Source organism: Sulfitobacter sediminivivens (assembly GCF_042611115.2).
Taxonomy (GTDB): Bacteria; Pseudomonadota; Alphaproteobacteria; order Rhodobacterales; family Rhodobacteraceae; genus Sulfitobacter; species Sulfitobacter sediminivivens.
Window position 1 is genome coordinate 94,236 of the sequence record NZ_JBHGAR020000014.1, and the last position, 22,641, is coordinate 116,876.

The following is a 22,641-nucleotide window of genomic DNA, read 5'->3' on the forward strand; positions in this document are numbered from 1 at the left end:
GTTCTTATATTGGACCCGCACCACCGAAGTCCAGCAGCGGCTAGTTCGTGACCGTCTTTTTCATCGCCTGAATTTGATCCCAGTTCTCAAGACATTGTGCCTTGGTGGCGGCACCAAGGTCGACGTCCTTAAGATCTTTCCGCTTGATGCTGTAGACATGGTCTGCAATCGCCGGGACGGCCGCCAAGACGCTCTCAGACAGGTCAGGATTTGAAGCCTTGATTACATCCGTAAGCTTGTCCTTGGACACGCCGTTCAATCGCGCTTTCTGAACTGTCGACAGCAAGTTCGCTTGAAACTGGCAATCCGCCTCTTTCTCGGACACCGCACGTGCTGGGCCCGAAGTCATCACCAGGGCGGCTGTCAATGCCACAGCAATTGGTTTCATTATCATCAGTACACTCCACTCAGATCTACATAAGACAGGGATTCGGGCCCCTTGGTGCAGATTAACCGCGCGATGCGACCGCTGCCATAGCCTGTTTGAGATCGTGAACCAATGTGGCCGCCATCGAACGGAACACCAATATCTGAAGCCTGTCCACACCAACACGTGTGATCGAAGCTGACATGTGCAAAACCTGCGTGCGCACGCTGTGACCGCGTTTGAATACCTTGTCGCGCAGATCAACAGGCACCAGCCGTGCCATAACATCGACTGCGGCGGCACCGCTGAGTTCAACACAGGCCCACCCGTCAGACAGATCAACAACCGCGCCATGTTTACCCAGAGATTTGTGCGGTGCAGGACCCATAAGCAAAACCTCGCCCCTGCCAAACCAGATACATCGGCCCCCTTCCTTACCAGTGGCGCGGTTGGGTTTGGGAAGCGCCATACCATGGGCTTTTTCCAACGCGTCTGACAGGGCCTTGCCGTCGCCGAAGGGTGACAGCGAGGTCATCCGACCTGCATCGAATTCTTCGAGTGTTGCGGCCCCAAGCGTCAGCGGCAACAGGCCCGCGCAGGCTGTGATAGCTTTCAATTCACCCACGGACACGCCCTCCTGTCTGATCCACAAAGACCGGGGAACACACCTCAACCTCGGCCTCCAGCCCGCGCAGGTGATCGACCATGCGCATCACCTCGCCGTGCCGTTCCGGGCCGCGCTGGATGAACCCCAGTCCGATGTAGGTGCCCACGTCCGGTGAAAACGCAACCGAGGTGATATAGCCCTGATCATTGACCCGTACCGCCTCGGCGTCTTTTTCAAACAGATGCGCGCCGCCGCTCAGTTGTTTGACCGCTCCCACAGGTTTGAACCCCACCAGTTGTTCGCGGTCCTCATCCAACAGACCGGGCCGCTCTGACATTGTCTTGCCGATGCAGTCTTTCTTGGCCGATACCATGCGTCCCATGCCCACATCAAATGCTGTAGTGCGCCCGTGGATTTCAGCATGGGTGATATGCCCCTTTTCGATTCGCAACACGTTCAGCGCTTCCATCCCGTAGGCCCCTCCGCCCATCTCTTCGGCGCGTTTGACCAGCACATCAAACAGGCTCGCACCATACCGCGCAGGCACGGCAACTTCATAGGCGTGCTCCCCCGAGAATGAGATCCGGAAAAGCCGCCCCTCAACGCTCATCACCGACGCCGCACCACAGGCCATGAATGGCCAGCTGTCATTGTCGATTTGCTTGTCCAGCACACCGTTCAACAATTCCCGTGATTTTGGCCCGGCGACTGCAAACTGCGCCCACTGCTCTGTTACCGACGTGAAACAGACCTGCCATTCGGGGTGCAGACACTGCGTCACAAATTCGAGATGCCGCATCACCAGGCCTGCAGCCGCTGTTGTGGTGGTCATCACAAAATGCTGGTCTCCCAATCGTGCACATGTGCCATCGTCCAGCACATGCCCGTCTTCGCGCAGCATCAGACCATAACGCACACGGCCCACGCTGAGCGAACTGAACATGTTGGTATAAACGAAATCGAGCAAGGCCGCCGCATCCGGGCCCTGAATGTCAATCTTGCCCAAGGTTGACACATCACAGACGCCAACAGCATTGCGCACAAAGCCCACTTCGCGGTCACACGATTGCCGCCAGGTCGTTTCCCCCGCGCGCGGGAAATAGCTGGGTCTGTACCACAGCCCCGCCGCGATCATCGGTGCGCCCATTTTGACGCTGGCATTGTGGCTGGTGGTGAACCGCTCCGGCGCAAATCCTTTGCCCTGTGCCCCCGCCCCCATCGCAGCGATGGCAACCGGCGTATAGGGCGGACGGAATGTCGTGGTCCCGGTCTCAGGTATGCCGCGTCCGGTTGCATCGGCCAGCACCGCCAAGGCACCCACATTCGAATTCTTGCCCTGATCCGTCGCCATGCCCTGCGTGGTGTAGCGTTTCATATGCTCAACGGATTTGAAGTTCTCGACCGCTGCCTGTTTCACATCCTTGACCGACACATCGTTCTGAAAATCGAGCCATGCACGGCCCTTGCCCGCAACAGCCCAAAGTGGGCTCATGTTATAGGGCGCATCCTCGGCCTTTGGCATCTCGACATCTGCGGCCTTCTTGCCCAACGCAGACAGCGCCGCCCGCGCCGCATCGACACCCGCAGTCAGACACCCCTGCGTCGAAAACACCCCGTTACAGGCCCCCGCCGCCGTCATGTTCGGGACCGAGCCATCGGTCGGCACAAAGGCCTGAATATCGGGCCGCCATGTGGGACGCGCATTCATGTGACACGTCAAATGCACCGTGGGGTTCCAGCCGCCCGACATGGCCAGACAATCGGTCTGGATCGCCTGTTCGCCGCTGCTGGTGCGGATGGTGATGCTCTCCAGCTCCTTGCGTCCACCAGCATTACAGACCTGTGCGCCTTTGTAGATTGGAAAATCCGCACTTTCGATGTTCACATCATGCCGGCTGTCGACAAGGGCCGCGACATGGACGCCCGCGGCATGCATGTCTCGGGCGGTCTGATGCGCATTATCATTGTTGCCAAAAATCGTGACATGTTTGCCGGGGGTCACACCCCAACGGTTCAGATAGGACCGCACAGCACCGGCCGTCATGATCCCTGGCCGGTCATTGTTCTGAAATGCCACCGGCCGCTCCAGCGCACCTGCAGTTAGAACCGACTGTTTTGCCGCAATCCGCCAGAATGTTTCAAGCGGTGCATCACCGCGCCTGCCGGTGTGCTGATTGACCCGCTCCAGCGCGCCAAACATGCCGCCGTCATAAGCCCCTGTGACGGTGGTGCGTGTCATCAGCCGGACATTGTCCATGTCTGCCAGTTCGGCCACGATCTTTGCCGCCCATACGGAACCGGGCTTGCCATCAACCTCACCGGTTTCAGCGTTCAAACGACCGCCCATCAACGCATCTTCGTCCGCCAGAATGACGTCCGCGCCCGCGCGTGCCGCCGTAAGCGCCGCCATCAACCCCGCAGGCCCCGCCCCAATCACCAGCAGATCGCAAAAGGCATAGGCGCGTTCATAAGTATCGGGGTTATGCGCGCCGCTCAGCCCGCCAAGGCCCGCCGCCTTGCGGATGATCGGTTCATAGACGGCCTCCCAGAACTTTTTCGGCCACATGAAAGTCTTGTAGTAAAATCCAGCACCCAGAAACGGTGCCGCCAGATCATTGATGCCCATCACGTCAAAGCCAAGCGACGGCCATGCATTCTGGCTCTGTGTCACCAACCCGTCATAAACCTCCTGAACTGTCGCGCGCACGTTGGGTTCTCGCCCCGCGCCAGTGCCCGTGGTGATCAACGCGTTTGGCTCTTCGCTGCCCGCCGTCAATGCCCCGCGCGGGCGGTGGTATTTGAACGAGCGGCCCATCAGGCGCACTTCATTCGCCAAGAGCGCAGAGGCAACCGTATCGCCCTGAAACCCGCCAAAGGTATGGCCATCAAACGAGAATGAAACCGGTTTGCTGCGGTCGATCAGACCTTTATCTGCAACCCTCATTTTGCCACCTTTTTCATCTGGGCGCTTTTTATGTCCGCAGCCAGTTCAACTTTGGAAATCTCATGCGTCGTGGTGTTGCGCGTCACAACCAGCCAGGCCCCGCAGCCCCCATCGTGATGCCATAAATCACGCCGTGCGCCGGTGGGGTTCTCACGCAGATGCACATAGTTTTCCCAAGCATCGTCACCCGCATCAGGCGCGGGGCGATCCAGCGCCACTGCATCCCCCTGATAGTAATATTCGCGCCGATCCCGGTTTCCGCATATCGGACATTCAATACGCATCAGACACCCCCAAGAGGCCTTGCTGCCCCCGTTTCATTGTTCCTAAAATACACAAATTCCAACATCGCCGCCCTCAATGCAGATTGTGTTGAGAGCCGGTGCTCTCTTCATCCATCAATCCGACCCCCGTTCGAAACCGGTCCAACCGATATTTTGCCGCCGGTCCATGATGATTTCCGGTGGCCATCAGATGCGCAAAGCTGAACCCTGATCCGGGCACGGCCTTGAAACCGCCGTAGCACCAACCACAGTCGATGAACAAACCATCCGTATCGGTCTTGTCGATGATCGGTGAGCCGTCGGGCGTCATGTCCATGATCCCGCCCCATGACCGCAGCACCTTGGCCTTGCCGATCATCGGCATCAGCGTCATGCCCGCCTCCATCACATGCTCCATCATCGGCATGTTGCCGCGCTGCGCATATGACGCATAAAAATCCAGATCACCTCCAAACACCAAACCGCCTTTGTCAGACTGGCTCATGTAAAAGTGCCCCATGCCAAAGCTGACCACATGGTCGATGACGGGTTTAAGTCCTTCGGTCACAAAGGCCTGTAGGATATGGCTCTCGATCGGCAACCGCATCCCCGCCATCGCCGCCACCTGACCAGAGCGGCCTGCCACCACAATCCCGACTTTGCTGGCCTTGATCGCCCCGCGCGTGGTTTGAACACCGCGCACCTGACCGTTCTCAATATCAATGCCCGTGACCTCGCATTGCTGGATCAGATCGACGCCGCGCTGATCGGCACCCCGCGCATAACCCCAGGCCACCGCATCATGGCGCGCTGTGCCGCCGCGTCGGTGTAGCAATCCCCCAAACACCGGAAAACGAATGTTGTCGAAATCCAGATAGGGCAACAACCGTCGAACGCCCTCGCGATCCAGCAATTCCGCATCGTCGCCCTGATTGATCATTGTATTGCCGCGCCGTGCAAAAGCGTCGCGCTGGCCGTCGGAATGGCAAAGGTTAATGAGTCCGCGCTGCGAATGCATCACGTTGTAATTCAGGTCCTGTTCCAGACCTTCCCACAATTTCAGCGAATGCGAATAGAATTCAGAGTTGCCCGGCATGCCATAGTTGGCCCGCACAATCGTCGTATTCCGCCCAATGTTACCGCCACCGAGATAGCCTTTTTCAAGAACCGCAATGTTGGTCATCCCATGGTTCTTGGCCAGATAATAGGCAGTGCTCAGACCGTGACCGCCGCCGCCGATGATGATGGCGTCGTATTCCGCTTTCGGTTCCGGATCACGCCAGTGAGGTGCCCAGCCTTTGTTACCGGTCAACCCTTCGCGCAGAACGCGTAAACCCGAAAACCGCATGATCATCCCCTTCTTGCAGACCGGGCCACCCTGCCAAGTCAGCTTAGAAGTATCAATCTCTCAGACTTCCTTTATTGCATTTAGCGTCACAGTCCGTTCCGGCAGCGACCAAACGTCAAGTCATTCACCGACTGGCCCTTTACCACCTGCACCGTGGCCTGCCCAAACGCGTCATTCATAACGCGACCACGCAGCGCATCCTTCGAGTACAGCCTCGCAAAGGCCTGCGCGTCTAGATGGCAAAGGATCATGATAACGCCGATTTTTCATGCCTCGCAAATCCGCGCTCCAATTCGATCAACGCCTGTTTGCGCCAAAGCCCGCCGCCGTACCCCGTCAGCGCACCATCCGACCCTAAGACCCGGTGACACGGGATCACAGTTGCGATCGGATTGGCCCCGTTCGCCCCCGCCACAGCGCGGCTGGCATCCGGTCTTCCGATGGCACGGGCCACATCCGAATAGCTGCGGGTTTCGCCCGCCGGGATTTTGCGCAACGCGCGCCAGACTTCTTGAGTGAACGCGGTGCCGTGAGGGGCCAGCCGGGTTTCGAACTGATCATTGCGCAAATCAAAAAACGCGTCCAATTCCGCTTCGATCCGGTCGGTCGGGGCAAATCGGCCAAATCCAAGGCTGCCCTTGGCAAAAGCGTAAAGTCGTTTCAATTCGCGGGGCAGCGCCTTGCGTTCGGTAAATTCGAGCAAGTGCAGCGCATGCGCATCGCTTATCGCGATCATCACGCCGAGCCTGGTATCAAGCCAGTCCGCCCGCAGCATCGCGTCCTTGGCAAAGCGTGCCGGTGGCAGGCCCAGCCAACGCGAAAAGGCACTGCGAAAGGCTGCCGGACTTTCGTATCCCGCCTCAAACTGTGCGTCGATCACGCGGGCACCTTTGGGCAGCTTTTCCGCCCCGGTCCGCAGCCGCGACAGACGCGCCATTTCCAGAAAGGTCATGCCAAATTGCCGTTTGAACGCACGGCGCATGGTCGATGGGTCCAGCCCCAGCGCCATGATATCGCGCTTGCCCCAGCGCCGGGCCGGGTCATCCGACAGCGCGCTTAGCAGACGGGCAATGTCTGGATCGTTTTCGACGGCCGGGGACATGGGGTGGCACCGTTTACAAGGCCGATACCCCGCCTCAATACACGCCCCGATCCGGTCGAAGAACTGACAGTTTTCGCGTTTGGGTTTGCGCGCAGGACAGGTGAGCCGGCAAAACACGCCGGTTGACGTCACACCAACATAAACGCGTCCATCATAGGCCGGGTTGCGCGCCAAGAGTGCGGCAAAGAGGGTATCGTCATCGGGCAAATCAAACATCATGCGGCGATCTTACGCCCTGCGCACAGGTCTGTCCGCCCAAGAACAGGCGTCTATTCAGTTTTCCCTAAATCCATTGATGCCCATCCCAATGAATGCTGCCGTGCACACAGCCCGGAAGCAGCAGTTGTTTGAGAATTCGCAATCCACCTACTTTGGTTACAGTGCTGAATGCCCCCAGCCTCTTCATGCAAAAGACTTCTACGTCGCTATAAAATACCTCTTCGGCAGCAACAGGGCGGCCGTAACCGCCCTGCATGAACTTGTGTTCACTATCAAAGGCCCTTGGCGCGATAACTCGCTGCGACTTTCTCGATCGACACCAGATACGCGGCTGTGCGCAGATCATCGACGTCATCGCGACTATGCCAGACATTTGCCATCGACTGATAGGCTGTGCTCATTGTGTCATCGAGGCCGGAGCGCACCAGTTCCAATTCACCTGCACCACGCAGATATTTTTCCTTGAAATCCGGGCTCAGTGTCCAGCCAAGTTGTTTGTCCGAGCTCAGACGCTCCAATTCATCAACAACCAGCTGGTGCCGCGATTCTTCCTGACGGCGCTGCATGCGGCCAAAGCGGATGTGGCTCAGGTTTTTCACCCATTCGAAATAGGACACCGTCACACCGCCGGCATTGGCATACATGTCTGGAATGATCACACAGCCCTTTTTGCGCAACACTTCATCCGCGCCAGCGGTCACCGGGCCATTGGCGGCCTCAATGATCAGTGGCGCTTTGACGCGTTCCGCGTTGCTCATGTTGATCACACCTTCCAGGGCTGCCGGGATCAGAATGTCACATTCCGCTTCCAGCAGCTTTGCCCCATCAGATTCAAAATGACTGTCAGGATACCCTTTGATCGAGCCATGTTTGGCGATCCACTGATAGATGGCCTCGACTTCAAGACCAGCTTCGTTGTGCAGCGCCCCATCCCGTTCGATGATTGCTGTGACGATGCAGCCATCCTCTTCGCTGAGGAACTTGGCGGCATGATACCCCACATTGCCAAGGCCCTGCACCACGACACGTTTGCCTTTCAGCTCGCCGGTAAGCCCCGCCTTTTCCAACCCTTGCGAATCACGAAAAAACGCATGCAGCGCATATTGCACCCCGCGTCCGGTGGCTTCTGTGCGGCCCTGAATACCACCCGCATTGATCGGTTTGCCGGTCACACATGCCACACCGTTAAGTTCGGTGGTGTTCATGCGTTTGTACTGGTCCGCAATCCAGGCCATTTCCCGTTCACCCGTTCCCATGTCCGGCGCAGGTACGTTTTGTGCGGGATTGATCAGGTCGCGTTTGATCAGCTCATAGGCGAAACGACGGGTGATCAGTTCAAGCTCATGTTCGTCGTATTCACGCGGATCGATGCACAACCCGCCCTTTGAGCCACCGAACGGAGCCTCAACCAGCGCACATTTGTAGGTCATCAAGGCGGCAAGCGCTTCGACCTCGTCCTGGTTCACGCCAAGCGAATAGCGGATCCCCCCCTTGACGGGCTCCATATGTTCAGAATGCACTGACCGATACCCGGTGAACGTCTGGATTTTGCCGCGCAGCCGCACACCAAAGCGCACGGTATAGGTCGCGTTACAAACCCTGATCTTTTCCTCCAGCCCCGGTGGCAAGTCCATCAGTGCCACGGCGCGGTTGAACATGATGTCTACACTTTCACGGAAACTCGGTTCGGTGGTGGGGCTCATCGGATTCTCCTGTTGGGTCTCAGGGCGCGCCGCATGTGTTGCGACTCACCCATTTGACAAATCATCACGCGCCACCCTAAAGCCGAAGTTAAAAAGGTGCGACTTTTTTCACCTCTTCGCTCGCTTTTCGCGCGCTTTAACAAAATTGGTCTTAATTGGGTATGATCGTGTCCGAACTGGAAACAACAGTCTGCTTAACAAAAGATTAATGCTAAAAAAGCCCTTAAAATCAGTGATTTTGCCCATTCTACGCCCTAATTCGGACACGATTATCCGTCACAAGATCATGAAGGATTAGTCCTACGAACAGGTTGTGCCCTATTTCGGGTTACAGACATGAAAGGTTATTAGCGATGAAACGTAATGTCTGCGAGACCCCCATCGTTGCTGCGTTAAAATCAAGCACTGCCGCTCTGACCTACCGCCGTTTTGTAAAAAACGATGACGGGGTCATGACGATCTTTGCGTGCTTCATGATTGTGATTATGATTTTGGTTGGCGGCATCGGCGTCGATCTTATGCGCCACGAAATGGAGCGCACACGACTGCAAGCTGTCGCAGACCGCGCGGTACTTGCCGCCGCTGACCTTGATCAACCCCTCGATCCAGAGGCAGTTGTACGGGACTACTTCGTCAAATCCGGCATGGGCGAGTATGTCTCGAATGTCTATGTCAACGAAGGTCTGAACTTTCGCACAGTAAAAGTGGACGCGACAACGACCATGAACACACAGTTCATGAGGTCGATGGGTGTCAAAACACTGACAATCCCGGCGACCTCAACCGCCGAAGAAAAAGTAAACAAGGTCGAGATTTCGATGGTTCTGGATATTTCCGGCTCCATGAACGACGGCACCAAAATGCAGAACCTCCGGGATGCGGCAGGCGTGTTCATCGACACCGTGCTCAAGCCTGAGAATGCGGATCTCATCTCAGTTTCATTGGTGCCCTACTCACAACACGTGAATGTTGGGCCCATGATCATGGACCAATTGAACGTGTACAAAACACATAACTATTCACACTGCCTGGAAATCCCCGATTCAGAATATAATTCGGTCGCGCTGGATACGTCACGTACCTACGATCAAATGCAGCATTTCCAGTGGAACACCTATTCCAACCAAAGCGGGACCCAACGAAACACCCGTTATGACACTGTTTGCCCACGTTACTCATACGAGCGCATTGTCCCAATCAGCCAAAACGCGGCTTACCTTAAGGGCCAAATCAATCAGTACAAGCCTCGGGCCGGTACACAGATCTTTTTGGGTATGAAATGGGCCACTGCGATGCTGGACCCGTCTTTCCGGCCCCTGACGACCAACTTAGTTGCCAACAACAATGTGGACGCGGTGTTCGCCGACCGGCCAGCGGCGCATTCCGACGCCGAGACGTTAAAAACCATCGTTTTGATGACCGATGGTCAGAACAGCAGCAGCAATCGCATCGCGAGCTATTACTACGACTCTGACAGTGAGCGCGTGCACTGGAACAATTATAACCTGAATTACTATCTGAGTAACTACGTGAGCTATTATTACCGATCCCGCTTTTATTGGCAGAAGTACACCGCGTCACAAGGCGACACCTTGCTGAAGTCAATCTGTGATGCCGCCAAAGATGCGAGGATCGTGATCTGGTCCATTGGCTTTGAAGTCACTGACCATGGGGCATCCGTCATGAACGATTGCGCCTCCTCACCCAGCCACTTCTTCCGGGTGGAAGGTGTTGAGATCAGTGAAGCATTTGCAGCCGTTGCACGCCAGATCAATCAGCTGAGGTTGACACAATGATTTCATCCCTCAAGAACAGGCTTTGCCGTTTTCGCAGGGATGAAAACGGCGCAGCGATCATGTTGGAATTCGTGATTTTTGTGCCGCTAATCTTTAGCTGCTTTTTGATGTCCGTGGAAATGGGCCTTTACGCAATGCGGCATATGTTTCTGGACCGTGGCCTGGATATGACCGTGCGTTATGTGCGGTTGAACACGAACACGGACATGACCCATGGCCAGCTCAAAGACATGATCTGTGATTATTCCGGCTTCCTTGAGGATTGCGACAGCACCTTGCGCCTGGAAATGGCACCGCTCGACCCCCGGCAGTTTGCCGCGTTTAACCGGAGTGCGGATTGTGTTGATGTTTCCCAACCTGTGCAGGATCCGCGCGGATTTGACCTGGGCCGTGAACACCAACTGATGATCTTGCGCGCCTGCGTCAAATTCAAACCGGTCTTTCCAACGTCCGGTCTTGGCTATGCCTTTACCAAAGATGGGTCAGGCCGCGCGCGGATGGTTTCAACTTCCGCCTTTGTACAGGAGCCAAACTGATGTTGATGATCCAAATCAAGTCAACTCTCAGATCAGTTCTGCGCTGTGATTTCCTGCGTCGGGAGGATGGGGTAATCGCCATCGAAGCCTTGGTCGTCTTGCCGCTGCTGTTCTGGACGTATCTATCTATGTTTTCGATCTTTGATGCCTTCCGGATGAACAGCATCAACCAAAAGGCGGCTTTCACAATCGGCGACGCGATCTCGCGGGAGACTGTGCCGATTGACAACCAATACCTTGAAGGTGTGCGGGATCTGTTTGAATATTTGGCCCGCGCCAAGGACAAATCATCAATCCGGGTTTCGTCGCTTTGGTATGACGCTGTTGCCGACGAGTACAAAGCTGACTGGTCGCAGAAACTTGGGTCGATCGAACCTCTGACAAACACTGATGTCAAGAACTGGCACCAACTACTGCCCGTTATGCCTGATAAAGAACGCCTTATCCTGGTCGAAACCTGGAGCGACTATGACCCGCCCTTCAAAACCGGGCTGGAAGAACGCCAAATTCGCAATTTTGTCTTCACGCGACCGCGATACGCACCAAGGGTGTGCTGGGAAACCTGTAACTGATCACAATGCAACGAGAAAACGATTAACGCGATCCGCAGCTAGTCTTGCGGGTCGCGTTCTGCCATCATAGCGGCCAACATTTCAGACATTAATTTGGTTTGGTGACCGGGCGTCATGCCCCCGATACCGATCCGCCGCCCGATGCGCCACCACAACCCCGGCCGCCATACGCGCCGGTTTGCGGTTTTGGTCTTTATCAAAAACCCATTCGACGGCTTAAAGGCAAAGAATCCGCGGTCCATGCTTTCAATATCCGCGACCCGCGCGATCAACGTACCGTCAGCATCGCGCAGTTCGGTTTCTGTTAACTCAACCGCGCTGGCTGTGCCCCGCCGCATGGCATCTGCAGACCAAAGTGCAGCGACAGCGACTGCGATCAAAAACACCTGCCAGATGAACTCTGGCGAACGTGCAATCGCAATATAAATCAGCAAAAAGCCCAACAGACTAAGCGAAGCCAGACCCAGAAAGCGCCTGCCAGCCGACGCCTGGACGACAGCGAGAACCTTTTGATTTTTCTGAGACGTCATGGCGCACCCTTCAGCTAAGCTGCGCGTGCCTACCCCGCCGCGCGGCATAGGGCAACCGCGCGTGCATCTCAAAGCAAGATTGCCGGTTCTTCTGAGACCTGAAAACCGCGCTCACCCCTGACGCGACCAACCGAACCGATAACCCTGCTTAACGATCGCTTTTGTTGGTCCTGTCGCGACGCCGTGGTCCGCGCGCGAGGACTTTTTCCAGGCCGTCCGCGTATGTTGCTCGTTCTTCTGGCGTCATCTCGGTGACTTCTTCCAGCCAAATCAATTGCGCTGCCGAATGGACACCCAAAACAGCGTCCCGTTGGGCACCAAGCACCTGTTCGGCTGCTGCTGGATCAAAAGGGGTTGCCCGCAAGACCGAAACCATCTGTTGATAAAGCGCCCGGCGCGCATCTCTTGAAAGAGGTGCCGCACCGTCTCGGTTATCATGCAAAGCTTGAAACAGCGCCCTGCGTTTTTCACGCGGCAGCGCCTGAACGTAGGGTGCCGCATAGCCGCGCAGACCAGTTCCTTCGCCGTTACGCGGACCGGGTCCACCCGCGCCGCGATACGCAGCACCTGCAAAAGCGCCCACAAACAACAGGTTCAGGCCCAATGATACCGCGAGAGCCAAACGCATGATCCACTTGCGGCGCTGTGGTTTGTCATCAACCATCAGCAATTCCTTCCTCAATGTCCCAACCGAACCCTGTCAGATCCGTCGCGATTTCCAGTTCTATGTCGTCTTGCTGGCCGAGGACTTGCCCTGCCAGATCAGGCATCCCATCAGGCGGTGCAAAGCCCAGCCAAAACCCAACGCATGTCGCCGTGACCAGCCCGCTTAAGGCAGGCAGTCCGCCAATGGCACGCACCCACCCCCGCCATCCGACGGTTTCACCGTCTGGCTGCAAAACACGCGCATCTTCAAAAACACGGGCCATCAACTCCGGGGGCAATGCGGGCGGAGCGGCACGTGCCTGTTCAAACAGGCTTTCCAATGTCTGGTCATCCATATCGTTATCCGTTCTTTTCATCTGCGTACCCCAATGCTTCTCGTTGTCCAGCCAATGCGACAGCAAGGGCGCGTTTGCCGCGTGCTGTCAGGCTTTCCACTGCCTCAACCCCGACCTCAAGAATGTCGGCGATTTCAGGATTGGCCAAGCCGTCGATATGGCGCAGCACGATCGCCTGACGTTGCCGGTCTGGCAGTGTGTTCAAAGCCAATTGTAGCGCATCCATACGTGCGGCATTCTGCAATCTATCCTCAACAGATGCGGCTGGATCGGCAGGTTCCGCCACGTCTTCGAGCGGCAGTGTCACCCGCTTGCGCAATCTGTCTGTGCACAGGTTTGCCACCACACGGTATAGCCACGTTGTCACTTTTGCCTCACCCCTGCGCCATTCAGGCGCGATGCGCCACAGCCGCAACAGCGCTTCCTGGGTGACATCCTCGGCCTCGGCACTGTCACCCAACACCCGCATCGCATGTCCATAGATGCGCGGCGTCAGGTGCAGGGCCAGCAGGCGCGCTGCCGCAGGATCACCCTGCGCATACCCCTGCAAAACCGCTGCATCTTTGTCGCCGTCCACATCAGTGCCTGTGCCGTGTTGAATGTCATCCATTGCAATGCTGGCTAGAGAAACCGGACGCGCAACACAAGCGCGCCCGGCAACAGGATCATTCAGATGCAGGCTTGCCATGCTGGCGTTTGCCGTGCTGACGGGCCATTGCAAATTCCTCGGCGCTCAACGTGCCATTTCCATCTGCATCAAGCCTTTCGAAGATCTTGGCGGGGTCACGGCCCGCGGCCATTTCAGCCATAGACAGCTTGCCATCCTTGTCGGTGTCCAGACGGCCCATCATACGCTGACCGCGCATGCCTTGTCGCCGTTCAGAAGCGGCTTCAAGTTCTGCTGCATCCAATGCGCCGTTGCCGTCCTTGTCAAACCGCTTAAGCATCCGCTCGGCACGATTGCCACCGCGCGCGGCACGGGCAGCTTGCATTTCATCAGCGCTTAAAAACCCATCGCTGTCTGTGTCGTTCATTGCAAAGCGCGCCGCGGCATGTGCACTCATTTCCTCTCGCGTAATCTGTCCATTTGCATCGCTGTCGATCTTTGAAAACGCCTGGAAACGGTCACCCGATTTTGCAAGGGCCGCCCCTGCGCCCACGGCGATCAAGGCTGTCAAAGCCGCTAATTGCAAATTTGCCCGATATGTCATTTTGGTACTCCTGGTTATCTATCCTTTGCGCCCATTTGGCCGCTTCGTACTGGTTCAAACGCAGGCGCCGGAAATTTCCGTCGAAAAATCTGCAGGGAAATTCATCGCTGCTTTGCGACATGGCGACGCAAGTTTGCCGCAAGCCCTTCCTTTTTGATCGCGTCCGCTTCATTTAGAAGACAACCAAGGAAGCACGCATGGCCCAGAATCAACTCCGATCCGATATTGTCACCGACACAACCGGCGTGCGAGAGCGTTTGCCCGCCATGCGGCGTGGATGGCGTGGCAAATGCCCCAGCTGCGGGTCAGGTCCGTTGCTGAAAAGCTATCTGAAGGTCAACCATGACTGTCCCGTTTGCCGCGAGGAATTTTATCACCATCGCGCGGATGATGGCCCAGCGTATCTGACCATCCTGATCGTCGGGCACCTAATGGCACCCCTGTTGCACGTCGTCTTTGTCACATGGCGGCCTGAACCGCTGACCTTGTTTACGCTTTTTGCGGTTGGATGTGTCGGCCTCTCGCTTTACCTTCTGCCCAGACTGAAGGGGGCCTTGATCGGCTTTCAATGGGCCAAGGAAATGGGCGGCTTTGGCCGAAGACCCTGATCCTGTCCGGCGGTCAGCACATGCCGGGAGACAACAACGATGACCATCGACAAGAGCCAGATCCGCAATGCCGCCACGGTGATTGTACTGCGTGACCGCCACACATCCCCGCGCATTTTAATGGGTCAGCGCGGAGCCAAAGCGGTGTTTATGCCGAACAAATTTGTGTTTCCGGGCGGTGCGGTTGATACGGATGACGCAGACATCCCACTTATCGCCCCCCTACCCGACACCTGTGCCACGCGTCTGGCCGAGGACGCAGGGCGAAACCTTGCGCATGCACTCGCTGTGGCCGCCATCCGCGAGCTTTGGGAAGAAACCGGGTTGATTTTGGGCCAGCAAGGTCAGTGGGCTGAACCGGTGCCGCAGGACTGGTCGACCTTCGCCGCGACGGGTCACCTGCCCGATGCTGCTGCATTGCAGTTTGTGTTCCGCGCCATCACGCCTCCGGGCCGCCCCCGCCGGTTTGACGCGCGGTTCTTTTTGGTCGATGCAGACGCAATTGCCAGCGATCTTGACGATTTCGACGCCGCCTGTGATGAGCTATCGCATCTGCAATGGGTGTCACTGGCACAGGCGCGCGCATTCGATATGCCCTTCATCACCGAAGTTGTCCTGGCCGAAGTTGAGGCGCGCGCGCACGACCCGAACCCGCCGACATCTGTACCATTTTTTAAGAACACCGACGAAGAAAGCCTGTTTCTCAGGCTGCGCGGTGAACATAACGCACTGCTCAATACGGCAAAGGATGCGCGCGATTAACGGTGTCCAACTCTGCCGTGACCTCGTCGCTTAGGGTGATATCAGCGGCACCCAATGCCACGTTCAACTGATCCATCGACGTGGCCCCAAAAATCACTGACCCCATGAAGGGCCGCGCAACACACCACGACAATGCCATGTGTACAGGGTCCAAACCGTGGTTTTTTGCGACCTGCAAATAGGCGGAAACAGCTTCAAACGCGCGATCGGTCCTGCGGCCGCCCAAATCACCGTTCAGCGACATGCGTGACCCGTCAGGCACTGCCCCATCTTGATATTTCCCAGTCAATAGCCCGGCGGCCAAAGGCGAAAACGACAGCATATCAATGTCTTCGTTCACGCAGGTTTCCGCCACGTCCGTATCTGCCATCCTGCACATCAGCGAATATTCGTTCTGCACCGAAATGGGGCGCGGCCCACCCACACGCGCGGCAACCGTCGCCCATTGCGTCAAGCCCCAGGCGCTTTCGTTGCTCAGCCCGAAGGCGCGGATGGTGCCCCGTTCAACCTCGCGCTGCAAAGCGCCCATCGCGTCTTCCATCTGTGCGATGGTGTCAGCACGAACCTGACCCGACGGATCATACGTCCAGTTCTTGCGGAACATATAGCTCCCCCGGTTTGGCCAGTGAAACTGATAGAGGTCGATGTAATCTGACTGCAGCCGCTTTAGCGATCCCTCAATTGTCTGGGCGATTGTGGCTGATGAAATCGGTGCGCCGTCACGCACATGACCCAGACCTTCACCGGAATGTTTGGTGGCCAAAACCAGGTCAGCGCGCCGCCCGGATTTGGCAACCCACTGGCCGATAATCTCCTCAGTACGCCCTGTGGTTTCAGCGCTGACCGGGTTGACCGGATACATTTCGGCCGTATCGACAAAGTTGATGCCTGCGTCCAACGCTCGATCAATCTGGGCATGGCCCTCGGCGGCGGTATTCTGCGTGCCCCACGTCATTGAGCCAAGGCAATACGCCGAGACCTTGATCCCGCTCTGTCCCAGATCGTTCATTTTCATCATGCGTTCCCCTGCAATTCAGCCCAATCTAGTCCCAGACCGCCGCGCTGCAAGGCGATACCCGCACCCTCGACCCAATACTTTGGATCAATCCACACGGTGCGGCAAAAACGACTGACCGCAGTCGCGAATGGCATTGGGATTCGCGAGCAAAGCGGTCAAGCTTGCAGTATGCGTTTGCTTATTTCCTTTGCCGCCCTGTTCCTGTCTGTCATTCTGCTGCAATTGTCGTCGGGCGGTGTAGGACCTTTGGATGTTTTGTCCGGGTTGCAACTGGGCTTTTCGCGTCAAGAGATTGGTTTTCTCGGCTCGGCACATTTCTTTGGTTTCTTCATCGGATGCTGGTGGGCACCGCGTCTGATGGGCAGCGTTGGTCACAGCCGCGCCTTTGCCGCCTTCACCGCTGCGGGGGCCATTGGGCTGATGGCCCATATGATGGTGGTGAACCCCTATGCCTGGGCGTTGATGCGGGTCGCATCGGGGCTTTGCGTGGCGGGGTGCTACACTGTGGTCGAGGCGTGGTTGCAAGCCAAAGTAACCAACGAAACACGTGGCCGCACCATGGGCGTTTACCGGGTTGTCGACATGGGTGGATCGCTGGCGGCGCAGATGGTCGTGGGCGTCCTTGGGCCTGCATCTTATGTCTCGTACAACCTGCTGGCCATTGGGTGTTGTGCGGCCCTGTTGCCCTTGACCCTGACCACGATGAAGCAACCGGAAACGCCGACCTCGCCCCGCCTGCGGCCCCGATTGGCGGTTGACCGCTCGCCATTGGCCGCTGCGGGTGTGGTTGTCGCTGCGGTCTCAAGTGCATCCTTTCGCATGGTCGGTCCGATTTATGGCCAGGAGGTTGGGCTGACGGCTGGCCAGATCGCCTGGTTCTTGTCGGCATTTGTACTGGGAGGCGCGCTGGCGCAGGTGCCCGTCGGCTGGCTTGCGGACAAATATGACCGGCGGTGGGTGCTGATCTGGCTTTCCGTGGCTGCCATCGTAAGTGCGATGGTCACGGTTGCTGCTGCCGGGTTGGGCACCATTGGTATTATGCTTTGTGCCGGGCTATTTGGCCTGACGACATTTCCGATCTATTCCGTTGCTGCGGCCCATGCGCATGATTTTGCAAGCAATGCAGAACGGGTCGAACTGTCGGCAGCGTTGATGTTTTTCTTTGCCCTGGGTGCCATATTCGCCCCCTATCTAGCGTCGGTACTCATTGAAAACTATGGCCCCCGCGCCTTGTTCTTGATGATCTCAGCGGCCCATGCGGTGTTGGTGATCTTTGGTCTGAGCCGCATGCGCGCCCGCGCCACACCCAAAGACCGGACGCGATTCGTAAGCACACCGCGCACCACGTTTGTGGTTGGTCGATTGTTTGGCCGCAGTCGAAATGCCAAAAATCACACCGACTGACAGGCTGGTCGCCACCTGCGCAGCCTGCTAAAGCGTCTTTTGAACAACGACCAAAGGCCTCTTGCGTGACCAGACATCTCATCACCTCCGCCATCCCCTATATCAACGGGATCAAACATTTGGGCAATCTGGTGGGCAGCCAGCTGCCTGCCGATCTTTATGCCCGCTACCTGCGCGCCCGAGGGCACGAGGTGCTGTTTTTGTGCGCCACTGATGAGCACGGAACGCCGGCTGAACTGGCTGCCGCAAAAGCAGGTCAACCCGTTGCCGAATACTGCGCCGAAATGCATGATGTTCAGGCCAAGATCGCTTCCGGGTTTGGCCTGTCGTTTGACCACTTTGGCCGCTCGTCCAGTGCACAGAACCAGAGACTGACTCAACATTTTGCGGGGGCACTGGCGGATCAGGGTTTGATCGAAGAGGTGGTCGAGGAACAGGTTTACTCGAACGCCGATGGGCGGTTTCTGCCCGATAGATACATCGAAGGCACCTGCCCCAACTGCGGGTTTGACAGCGCGCGCGGCGATCAATGTGACAATTGCACCAAGCAGTTAGATCCCGTTGAGCTGATCAATCCGCGCAGCACGATCTCGGGGTCTACAGATCTTGAGATGCGCAAAACCAAACATCTGTTTTTGCGACAAAGTCTGATGAAGGATCGTCTGGACGCCTGGATCAATGAAAAGACCGACTGGCCAGTCCTGACCACGTCCATCGCACGCAAATGGCTGCACGATGGCGATGGATTGCGAGATCGTGGGATCACCCGCGATTTGGATTGGGGCGTGCCTGTCAAGCGCGGGACAGAAGATTGGCCGGGTATGGAAGGCAAAGTCTTTTATGTGTGGTTCGATGCCCCGATTGAATACATTGCCTGCGCGCAGGAATGGGTTGATGCGGGAAAGGGCACGGATTGGGAACGCTGGTGGCGCACGGACAAAGGTGCGGATGACGTCCGCTATACCCAGTTTATGGGCAAGGATAACGTCCCGTTTCACACGCTGAGCTTTCCCGCGACCATCATGGGCTCGGCAGAGCCATGGAAATTGGTCGACTACATCAAATCGTTCAATTTTCTGACCTATGACGGCGGACAATTTTCAACGTCGCGGGGCCGCGGCGTGTTCATGGATCAGGCGCTTGAAATTTTACCGGCTGATTATTGGCGTTGGTGGCTCCTGAGCCACGCGCCGGAAACATCGGATGCTGAATTTACGTGGGAAAACTTTCAGTCGTCGACCAACAAAGATCTGGCTGATGTCCTGGGCAATTTTATCAGCAGGATCACCAAGTTCTGCCGGTCGAAATTCGGCGAAATGGTGCCAGAGGCCGGACAGTACGGCCCGGCCGAAGAGGCGTTGATCGCCGATCTGACCGCACGGGTGGCGCGGTATCAGGATCATATGGATACGATGGAAGTGCGGAAATCTGCGCAGGAATTGCGCGCGATCTGGGCTGCGGGAAACGAATATCTTCAGGCCGAGGCGCCTTGGTCAACCTTCAAAACCGATCCTGATAAAGCCGCTGCACAGGTGCGGCTGGCCCTGAACCTGATCCCTCTCTATGCGGTCCTTTCGGCACCTTTCATCCCAACCGCGTCCGCCTCCATGCTTGCGGCGATGCGGGTCCAGGACCCGGGCTGGCCAGACGATGTTCGTGCTGCTTTGGCGGGTTTGGCCCCCGGTCATGCCTTTGACGTGCCAGAAGTGTTGTTTGCAAAAATCAGCGATGAAGAGCGCGACGCATGGTCAGAAAGATTTGCCGGGATCCGCGACTAGGTATTGATCGGCCGATTGCCGCTTTGAAAACACCGCGAAGTTTATGCGTCACAGAACAGGCGATTTATGAAATCATTGGTCGCTTTTTGGGCAGAATCTAGAATTCTTCCCAGCCATCGATCTCTGCCTCCAGCGTCGTGTCATGGGCAAGGGTTCCCTGCCTTGCAGCGGTCGAGGCCGCGGCTGGGGACGTTCGGGTTGCGCGCAATTTGACAACCGATGTTTCGGGTCCGCCCGACCCCGCATTCAATCGAAATCTTGCGACGGCCAACGCAAGTGCGTCGGCCTCTGCCGTCAGGGCGTGACTTGCGGCAGTTGTTTCTTCAAACATCGCCGCGTTTTGTTGGGTCACATGATCAAGCTCATTAATCGCCGAGTTGATTTCCGCCAGCCCGCTTGATTGCTCGCGCGCAGATGTGGCGATATTGGCAACCCGGTTCGATATTTCCGAAACTGATGTCACGATTGACGCAAGGGCGGCACCAGTTTTGTCGACCAGCTCCACTCCTTGACGGACCTGATCACCACTGGACGAAATGAGCGCGTTAATCTCGCGCGCCGCGTCAGATGAACGCTGCGCCAAGGCCCGCACTTCGGTGGCGACAACGGCAAATCCACGCCCGGCTTCCCCAGCGCGGGCGGCTTCGACGCCTGCGTTGAGGGCAAGCAGGTTGGTTTGAAACGCGATATCGTCGATGACAGTGGTGATTTTCGAAATCTCCTGTGACGAGGTCTTGATCCCGTCCATCGCATCGACTGCCTGCCGAGCAATGATGCCGCCTTGCTCTGCATTCTTTTGCGCGTCCGCTGACATCTTTCTAGCGTCATCTGCACCCTCAGCAGCTGATTTTACAGACACTGTCAGCTCGTCCAAGGCAGCTGCGGTTTCTTCCAATGTTGCCGCCTGTCTTTCGGTGCGGCGCGACAGATCGTCAGCGGATGATGTAATTTCCGTTGTCTCGTTACGAATGGAATCTGCGTTTTGGATCACAGATGAAATGGCATTACGCAAGGAGTCCACAGTTGCATTAAAGTCCGCGCGCAATTTCACATAAGGTTCTGGGACCTGCTCGGTGATGTCCGCCTGCAAATCACCGTCTGCCAGATTGTTCAATGCAATCCCAAGCAGGTCGACAACATGACCCTGTTCCTGAGACGCCTGCGCCTGCTCTGTTTCGGAACGGCGCATCGCTTCATCATGGGCGGAGACGTCGGACGCGAGGAATATGATCCGCTCGGGGGTTCCTTCGGCGCTGTCAATCACGGCAAAGCTTCCCTCAAGAACAAACGATTTGTCCGCGTGGGTGCTATAGGCCGAAAACCGCCCTTGGGTGAGATCACGCGTCAGCACGCGGTTATGGAAAATCGCGCCCTTTGGATCATCTTTCAGGTTTTTTGCAAACATCCTCGGCAAACTGCATACGGCGGTGTCTTCGCGCTTGCCGTCAATCATGGTCAGGAAATTAGCGTTGGCGTCACGTACTTTGCCACCGGCGTCAAATTCGATGGACAGCTGGCTGGCATTGATGGCGTCAATGAATGCGGCGTTTCGTTGTGCTTCTGTGCGGTCGCTCCATTCAATGACACAGCCAAAGAAAGTGCCATTCTCGTCGAGGGCCTTATTCATTCTTATCTGGATGGCGCGATCACCCAGGCGCAACATGACCGGAACTGATTTTGCGCCGACTTCATTTGCTCCTCGGGCGTTTTGTAACGCGGAGATAGCATCCTGCAACAAGGGCATTTTGGTCAGGTCGGCCCCTAAAACCTTTGAACCGGTGATCTCGGGCAACGTGTCTGAAAGAACTGGCAACAGTTCTGTCATCAAGGCCTCACAAGCCGGATTCGCAAAAATCACCTTAAAGGTTTCGTCAACAATCATCAGCCGAGTCGATGACGCCACGAAAGCAGCGCTTTTGAATGCGGTCTCGCGCGCGGCATCTTTGGCGGATTCAAGCGCCAGCCGAAACTCATCCAAACGATCCGCCATCTGCCCAATCTCATCGCGGCGCGCGGTATGTGGAATGACAATATCATATTGACCCGACACCACGTCGTTCATCGCGCTTTCAAGCTCAACCAGAGGGCGCGACATCTTTGCATGCAGGAAATAAGCACAGGCAAACAAGGCACCGATCAAGACAGAAAGACCGACCAGAATGATACTCAATTGCTCGCGGGCCAATGTGGCGCGCATGAATTCGTCGGTCCAAGTGGTCACCACAAACCCGATGGCGGCCCCTTCGACCCCAAATCGAACTGGCGCTGCAACTGTCTTGCCATCTTCGCTGATCGAAGCAGTCAACGTTTCGCGTGCCACCGCAATCATATCTCTTGTGACACGCGCATCGATTTCCATTTCGGGTGTGGCAAAGAGAATTTCACCTTGCAGATCAAATACAACCGCACCGGTTGCATCCTGACCAGCGGTTTCCACCACGCCGGTGACGATCTTATCCAGTTTTGCCATCTCGCCGAATGTGATTGATCCTGCCAATTGCAATGCCATCAATCCGGTGACCTCGGTTGCGCGCGCCGTCAGATCTCTGGCCATTTTCTGAGAAATCTGCCGATAGTAGGAAAGCTCTATTGTTGCCACAACCAACAGCACGCAAACAGCAACCATTGCGGTGCACTTAAAAAACAGGGTGTTTAAAGGATTTGCACGCTTTATGGGGCGGACCTTGGATGCCATCGCTATTCCTCTTGCCTCAAAATGCCCCCAGACCGGGACATCGAGGCACCATAGGCGCGCAGGTCTTACGACGGGCTTAACAATGATAGAAACAACAAGGGGATCAAATGACCACCATGATCGGCGGGTGGTGCAGAAATAATAGGGGCGGCGTTTCACCCGCGTGAAACGCCGCCC

22 protein-coding genes are annotated in these 22,641 nt (G+C 56.6%); 7 read left to right on the forward strand and 15 right to left on the reverse strand.

Annotation, left to right across the window (positions count from 1 at the left end; all coding sequences use genetic code 11):
• Positions 1-40 precede the first annotated feature (40 nt).
• The 7 genes from ACEWL3_RS14600 to ACEWL3_RS14630 all read right to left on the reverse strand — a co-directional run bounded on the left by ACEWL3_RS14600 (position 41) and on the right by ACEWL3_RS14630 (position 8,553).
• Positions 41-394, reverse strand: a complete 354-nt coding sequence (locus ACEWL3_RS14600) for a hypothetical protein (RefSeq protein ID WP_386183609.1) — start codon at positions 392-394, stop codon at positions 41-43.
• A gap of 55 nt (positions 395-449) precedes the next feature.
• Positions 450-992 (reverse strand): sarcosine oxidase subunit gamma, encoded by a 543-nt coding sequence (locus ACEWL3_RS14605; RefSeq protein ID WP_386183606.1) that lies wholly within the window; start codon positions 990-992, stop codon positions 450-452.
• Positions 985-3,918, reverse strand: coding sequence for a sarcosine oxidase subunit alpha family protein (locus ACEWL3_RS14610; RefSeq protein ID WP_386183603.1), 2,934 nt, complete (start codon positions 3,916-3,918; stop codon positions 985-987). The genes ACEWL3_RS14605 and ACEWL3_RS14610 overlap by 8 nt, the downstream gene beginning before the upstream one ends.
• Positions 3,915-4,202, reverse strand: a complete 288-nt coding sequence (locus tag ACEWL3_RS14615; protein WP_386183601.1) for a sarcosine oxidase subunit delta — start codon at positions 4,200-4,202, stop codon at positions 3,915-3,917. The genes ACEWL3_RS14610 and ACEWL3_RS14615 overlap by 4 nt, the downstream gene beginning before the upstream one ends.
• Positions 4,203-4,275: 73 nt before the next feature.
• Positions 4,276-5,529, reverse strand: coding sequence for a sarcosine oxidase subunit beta family protein (locus ACEWL3_RS14620; protein WP_386183598.1), 1,254 nt, complete (start codon positions 5,527-5,529; stop codon positions 4,276-4,278).
• Between the two features lie 247 nt (positions 5,530-5,776).
• Entirely contained in the window at positions 5,777-6,850 is a 1,074-nt protein-coding gene (locus ACEWL3_RS14625; protein ID WP_386183596.1) for a bifunctional transcriptional activator/DNA repair enzyme AdaA, read from the reverse strand.
• A gap of 272 nt (positions 6,851-7,122) precedes the next feature.
• Complete coding sequence (locus ACEWL3_RS14630) at positions 7,123-8,553, reverse strand: Glu/Leu/Phe/Val family dehydrogenase (protein WP_386183593.1); 1,431 nt, start codon at positions 8,551-8,553, stop codon at positions 7,123-7,125.
• Positions 8,554-8,906: 353 nt separating this feature from the next.
• On the opposite strand from ACEWL3_RS14630, the gene ACEWL3_RS14635 reads away from it, so the two are divergent.
• Genes ACEWL3_RS14635 through ACEWL3_RS14645 form a run of 3 tightly spaced genes read left to right on the forward strand, consistent with a single transcriptional unit; the run spans position 8,907 to position 11,457 of the window.
• The gene (locus ACEWL3_RS14635) at positions 8,907-10,349 is read left to right on the forward strand and encodes a pilus assembly protein TadG-related protein (RefSeq protein ID WP_386183591.1); all 1,443 of its coding nucleotides are present in this window, start codon (positions 8,907-8,909) and stop codon (positions 10,347-10,349) included.
• Positions 10,346-10,885, forward strand: a complete 540-nt coding sequence (locus tag ACEWL3_RS14640) for a TadE/TadG family type IV pilus assembly protein (RefSeq protein ID WP_386183588.1) — start codon at positions 10,346-10,348, stop codon at positions 10,883-10,885. The genes ACEWL3_RS14635 and ACEWL3_RS14640 overlap by 4 nt, the downstream gene beginning before the upstream one ends.
• The gene (locus ACEWL3_RS14645) at positions 10,885-11,457 is read left to right on the forward strand and encodes a TadE/TadG family type IV pilus assembly protein (RefSeq protein WP_386183586.1); all 573 of its coding nucleotides are present in this window, start codon (positions 10,885-10,887) and stop codon (positions 11,455-11,457) included. The genes ACEWL3_RS14640 and ACEWL3_RS14645 overlap by 1 nt, the downstream gene beginning before the upstream one ends.
• A gap of 38 nt (positions 11,458-11,495) precedes the next feature.
• Here ACEWL3_RS14645 and ACEWL3_RS14650 read toward each other — a convergent pair whose 3' ends face one another.
• The 5 genes from ACEWL3_RS14650 to ACEWL3_RS14670 all read right to left on the reverse strand — a co-directional run bounded on the left by ACEWL3_RS14650 (position 11,496) and on the right by ACEWL3_RS14670 (position 14,199).
• Positions 11,496-11,987, reverse strand: coding sequence for a hypothetical protein (locus tag ACEWL3_RS14650; protein ID WP_386183584.1), 492 nt, complete (start codon positions 11,985-11,987; stop codon positions 11,496-11,498).
• Between the two features lie 148 nt (positions 11,988-12,135).
• The gene (locus ACEWL3_RS14655) at positions 12,136-12,651 is read right to left on the reverse strand and encodes a periplasmic heavy metal sensor (protein ID WP_386183582.1); all 516 of its coding nucleotides are present in this window, start codon (positions 12,649-12,651) and stop codon (positions 12,136-12,138) included.
• A complete protein-coding gene (locus ACEWL3_RS14660; RefSeq protein WP_386183579.1) occupies positions 12,644-13,009 on the reverse strand; it encodes a hypothetical protein in 366 nt (121 codons plus the stop codon). Before ACEWL3_RS14660 ends, ACEWL3_RS14655 begins: the two co-directional genes overlap by 8 nt.
• A complete protein-coding gene (locus tag ACEWL3_RS14665) occupies positions 12,993-13,598 on the reverse strand; it encodes an RNA polymerase sigma factor (RefSeq protein ID WP_386183824.1) in 606 nt (201 codons plus the stop codon). Before ACEWL3_RS14665 ends, ACEWL3_RS14660 begins: the two co-directional genes overlap by 17 nt.
• 55 nt (positions 13,599-13,653) lie before the next feature.
• Entirely contained in the window at positions 13,654-14,199 is a 546-nt protein-coding gene (locus ACEWL3_RS14670) for an EF-hand domain-containing protein (protein ID WP_386183577.1), read from the reverse strand.
• 266 nt (positions 14,200-14,465) lie between these two features.
• On the opposite strand from ACEWL3_RS14670, the gene ACEWL3_RS14675 reads away from it, so the two are divergent.
• Both ACEWL3_RS14675 and ACEWL3_RS14680 read left to right on the forward strand, forming a co-directional pair.
• Positions 14,466-14,807, forward strand: a complete 342-nt coding sequence (locus tag ACEWL3_RS14675) for a DUF983 domain-containing protein (RefSeq protein ID WP_386183821.1) — start codon at positions 14,466-14,468, stop codon at positions 14,805-14,807.
• Between the two features lie 39 nt (positions 14,808-14,846).
• On the forward strand, positions 14,847-15,569 hold the full coding sequence (locus tag ACEWL3_RS14680; protein ID WP_386183575.1) for an NUDIX hydrolase: 723 nt from the start codon (positions 14,847-14,849) through the stop codon (positions 15,567-15,569).
• Here the strand turns inward: ACEWL3_RS14680 and ACEWL3_RS14685 are convergent.
• Positions 15,541-16,584, reverse strand: coding sequence for an aldo/keto reductase (locus ACEWL3_RS14685; RefSeq protein WP_386183819.1), 1,044 nt, complete (start codon positions 16,582-16,584; stop codon positions 15,541-15,543). The two genes, ACEWL3_RS14680 and ACEWL3_RS14685, sit on opposite strands and share 29 nt — an antisense overlap.
• On the reverse strand, positions 16,584-16,721 hold the full coding sequence (locus ACEWL3_RS14690) for a hypothetical protein (RefSeq protein WP_435001078.1): 138 nt from the start codon (positions 16,719-16,721) through the stop codon (positions 16,584-16,586). The genes ACEWL3_RS14685 and ACEWL3_RS14690 overlap by 1 nt, the downstream gene beginning before the upstream one ends.
• 34 nt (positions 16,722-16,755) lie before the next feature.
• Here ACEWL3_RS14690 and ACEWL3_RS14695 point away from each other — a divergent pair, with 34 nt between their 5' ends.
• Both ACEWL3_RS14695 and metG read left to right on the forward strand, forming a co-directional pair.
• On the forward strand, positions 16,756-17,991 hold the full coding sequence (locus tag ACEWL3_RS14695) for an MFS transporter (protein ID WP_386183572.1): 1,236 nt from the start codon (positions 16,756-16,758) through the stop codon (positions 17,989-17,991).
• 65 nt (positions 17,992-18,056) lie between these two features.
• Positions 18,057-19,769 (forward strand): methionine--tRNA ligase, encoded by a 1,713-nt coding sequence (gene metG, locus ACEWL3_RS14700; protein WP_386183570.1) that lies wholly within the window; start codon positions 18,057-18,059, stop codon positions 19,767-19,769.
• Between the two features lie 97 nt (positions 19,770-19,866).
• On the opposite strand, the gene ACEWL3_RS14705 is transcribed toward metG, so the two are convergent.
• Positions 19,867-22,323, reverse strand: coding sequence for a methyl-accepting chemotaxis protein (locus ACEWL3_RS14705; RefSeq protein WP_435001082.1), 2,457 nt, complete (start codon positions 22,321-22,323; stop codon positions 19,867-19,869).
• Between the last annotated feature and the right edge of the window lie 318 nt (positions 22,324-22,641).

Bases quoted from the DNA above. Each gene is read 5' to 3' on its own strand.
- ACEWL3_RS14600 (WP_386183609.1), bottom strand. From the start codon at position 394: ATGATAATGAAACCAATTGCTGTGGCATTGACAGCCGCCCTGGTGATG.
- ACEWL3_RS14610 (WP_386183603.1), bottom strand. From the start codon at position 3,918: ATGAGGGTTGCAGATAAAGGTCTGATCGACCGCAGCAAACCGGTTTCA.
- ACEWL3_RS14615 (WP_386183601.1), bottom strand. From the start codon at position 4,202: ATGCGTATTGAATGTCCGATATGCGGAAACCGGGATCGGCGCGAATAT.
- ACEWL3_RS14620 (WP_386183598.1), bottom strand. From the start codon at position 5,529: ATGCGGTTTTCGGGTTTACGCGTTCTGCGCGAAGGGTTGACCGGTAAC.
- ACEWL3_RS14625 (WP_386183596.1), bottom strand. From the start codon at position 6,850: ATGATGTTTGATTTGCCCGATGACGATACCCTCTTTGCCGCACTCTTG.
- ACEWL3_RS14630 (WP_386183593.1), bottom strand. From the start codon at position 8,553: ATGAGCCCCACCACCGAACCGAGTTTCCGTGAAAGTGTAGACATCATG.
- ACEWL3_RS14635 (WP_386183591.1), top strand. From the start codon at position 8,907: ATGAAACGTAATGTCTGCGAGACCCCCATCGTTGCTGCGTTAAAATCA.
- ACEWL3_RS14640 (WP_386183588.1), top strand. From the start codon at position 10,346: ATGATTTCATCCCTCAAGAACAGGCTTTGCCGTTTTCGCAGGGATGAA.
- ACEWL3_RS14645 (WP_386183586.1), top strand. From the start codon at position 10,885: ATGTTGATGATCCAAATCAAGTCAACTCTCAGATCAGTTCTGCGCTGT.
- ACEWL3_RS14650 (WP_386183584.1), bottom strand. From the start codon at position 11,987: ATGACGTCTCAGAAAAATCAAAAGGTTCTCGCTGTCGTCCAGGCGTCG.
- ACEWL3_RS14655 (WP_386183582.1), bottom strand. From the start codon at position 12,651: ATGGTTGATGACAAACCACAGCGCCGCAAGTGGATCATGCGTTTGGCT.
- ACEWL3_RS14660 (WP_386183579.1), bottom strand. From the start codon at position 13,009: ATGAAAAGAACGGATAACGATATGGATGACCAGACATTGGAAAGCCTG.
- ACEWL3_RS14665 (WP_386183824.1), bottom strand. From the start codon at position 13,598: ATGGATGACATTCAACACGGCACAGGCACTGATGTGGACGGCGACAAA.
- ACEWL3_RS14670 (WP_386183577.1), bottom strand. From the start codon at position 14,199: ATGACATATCGGGCAAATTTGCAATTAGCGGCTTTGACAGCCTTGATC.
- ACEWL3_RS14675 (WP_386183821.1), top strand. From the start codon at position 14,466: ATGCGGCGTGGATGGCGTGGCAAATGCCCCAGCTGCGGGTCAGGTCCG.
- ACEWL3_RS14680 (WP_386183575.1), top strand. From the start codon at position 14,847: ATGACCATCGACAAGAGCCAGATCCGCAATGCCGCCACGGTGATTGTA.
- ACEWL3_RS14685 (WP_386183819.1), bottom strand. From the start codon at position 16,584: ATGAAAATGAACGATCTGGGACAGAGCGGGATCAAGGTCTCGGCGTAT.
- ACEWL3_RS14690 (WP_435001078.1), bottom strand. From the start codon at position 16,721: ATGCCATTCGCGACTGCGGTCAGTCGTTTTTGCCGCACCGTGTGGATT.
- ACEWL3_RS14695 (WP_386183572.1), top strand. From the start codon at position 16,756: ATGCGTTTGCTTATTTCCTTTGCCGCCCTGTTCCTGTCTGTCATTCTG.
- ACEWL3_RS14705 (WP_435001082.1), bottom strand. From the start codon at position 22,323: ATGGCCAGAGATCTGACGGCGCGCGCAACCGAGGTCACCGGATTGATG.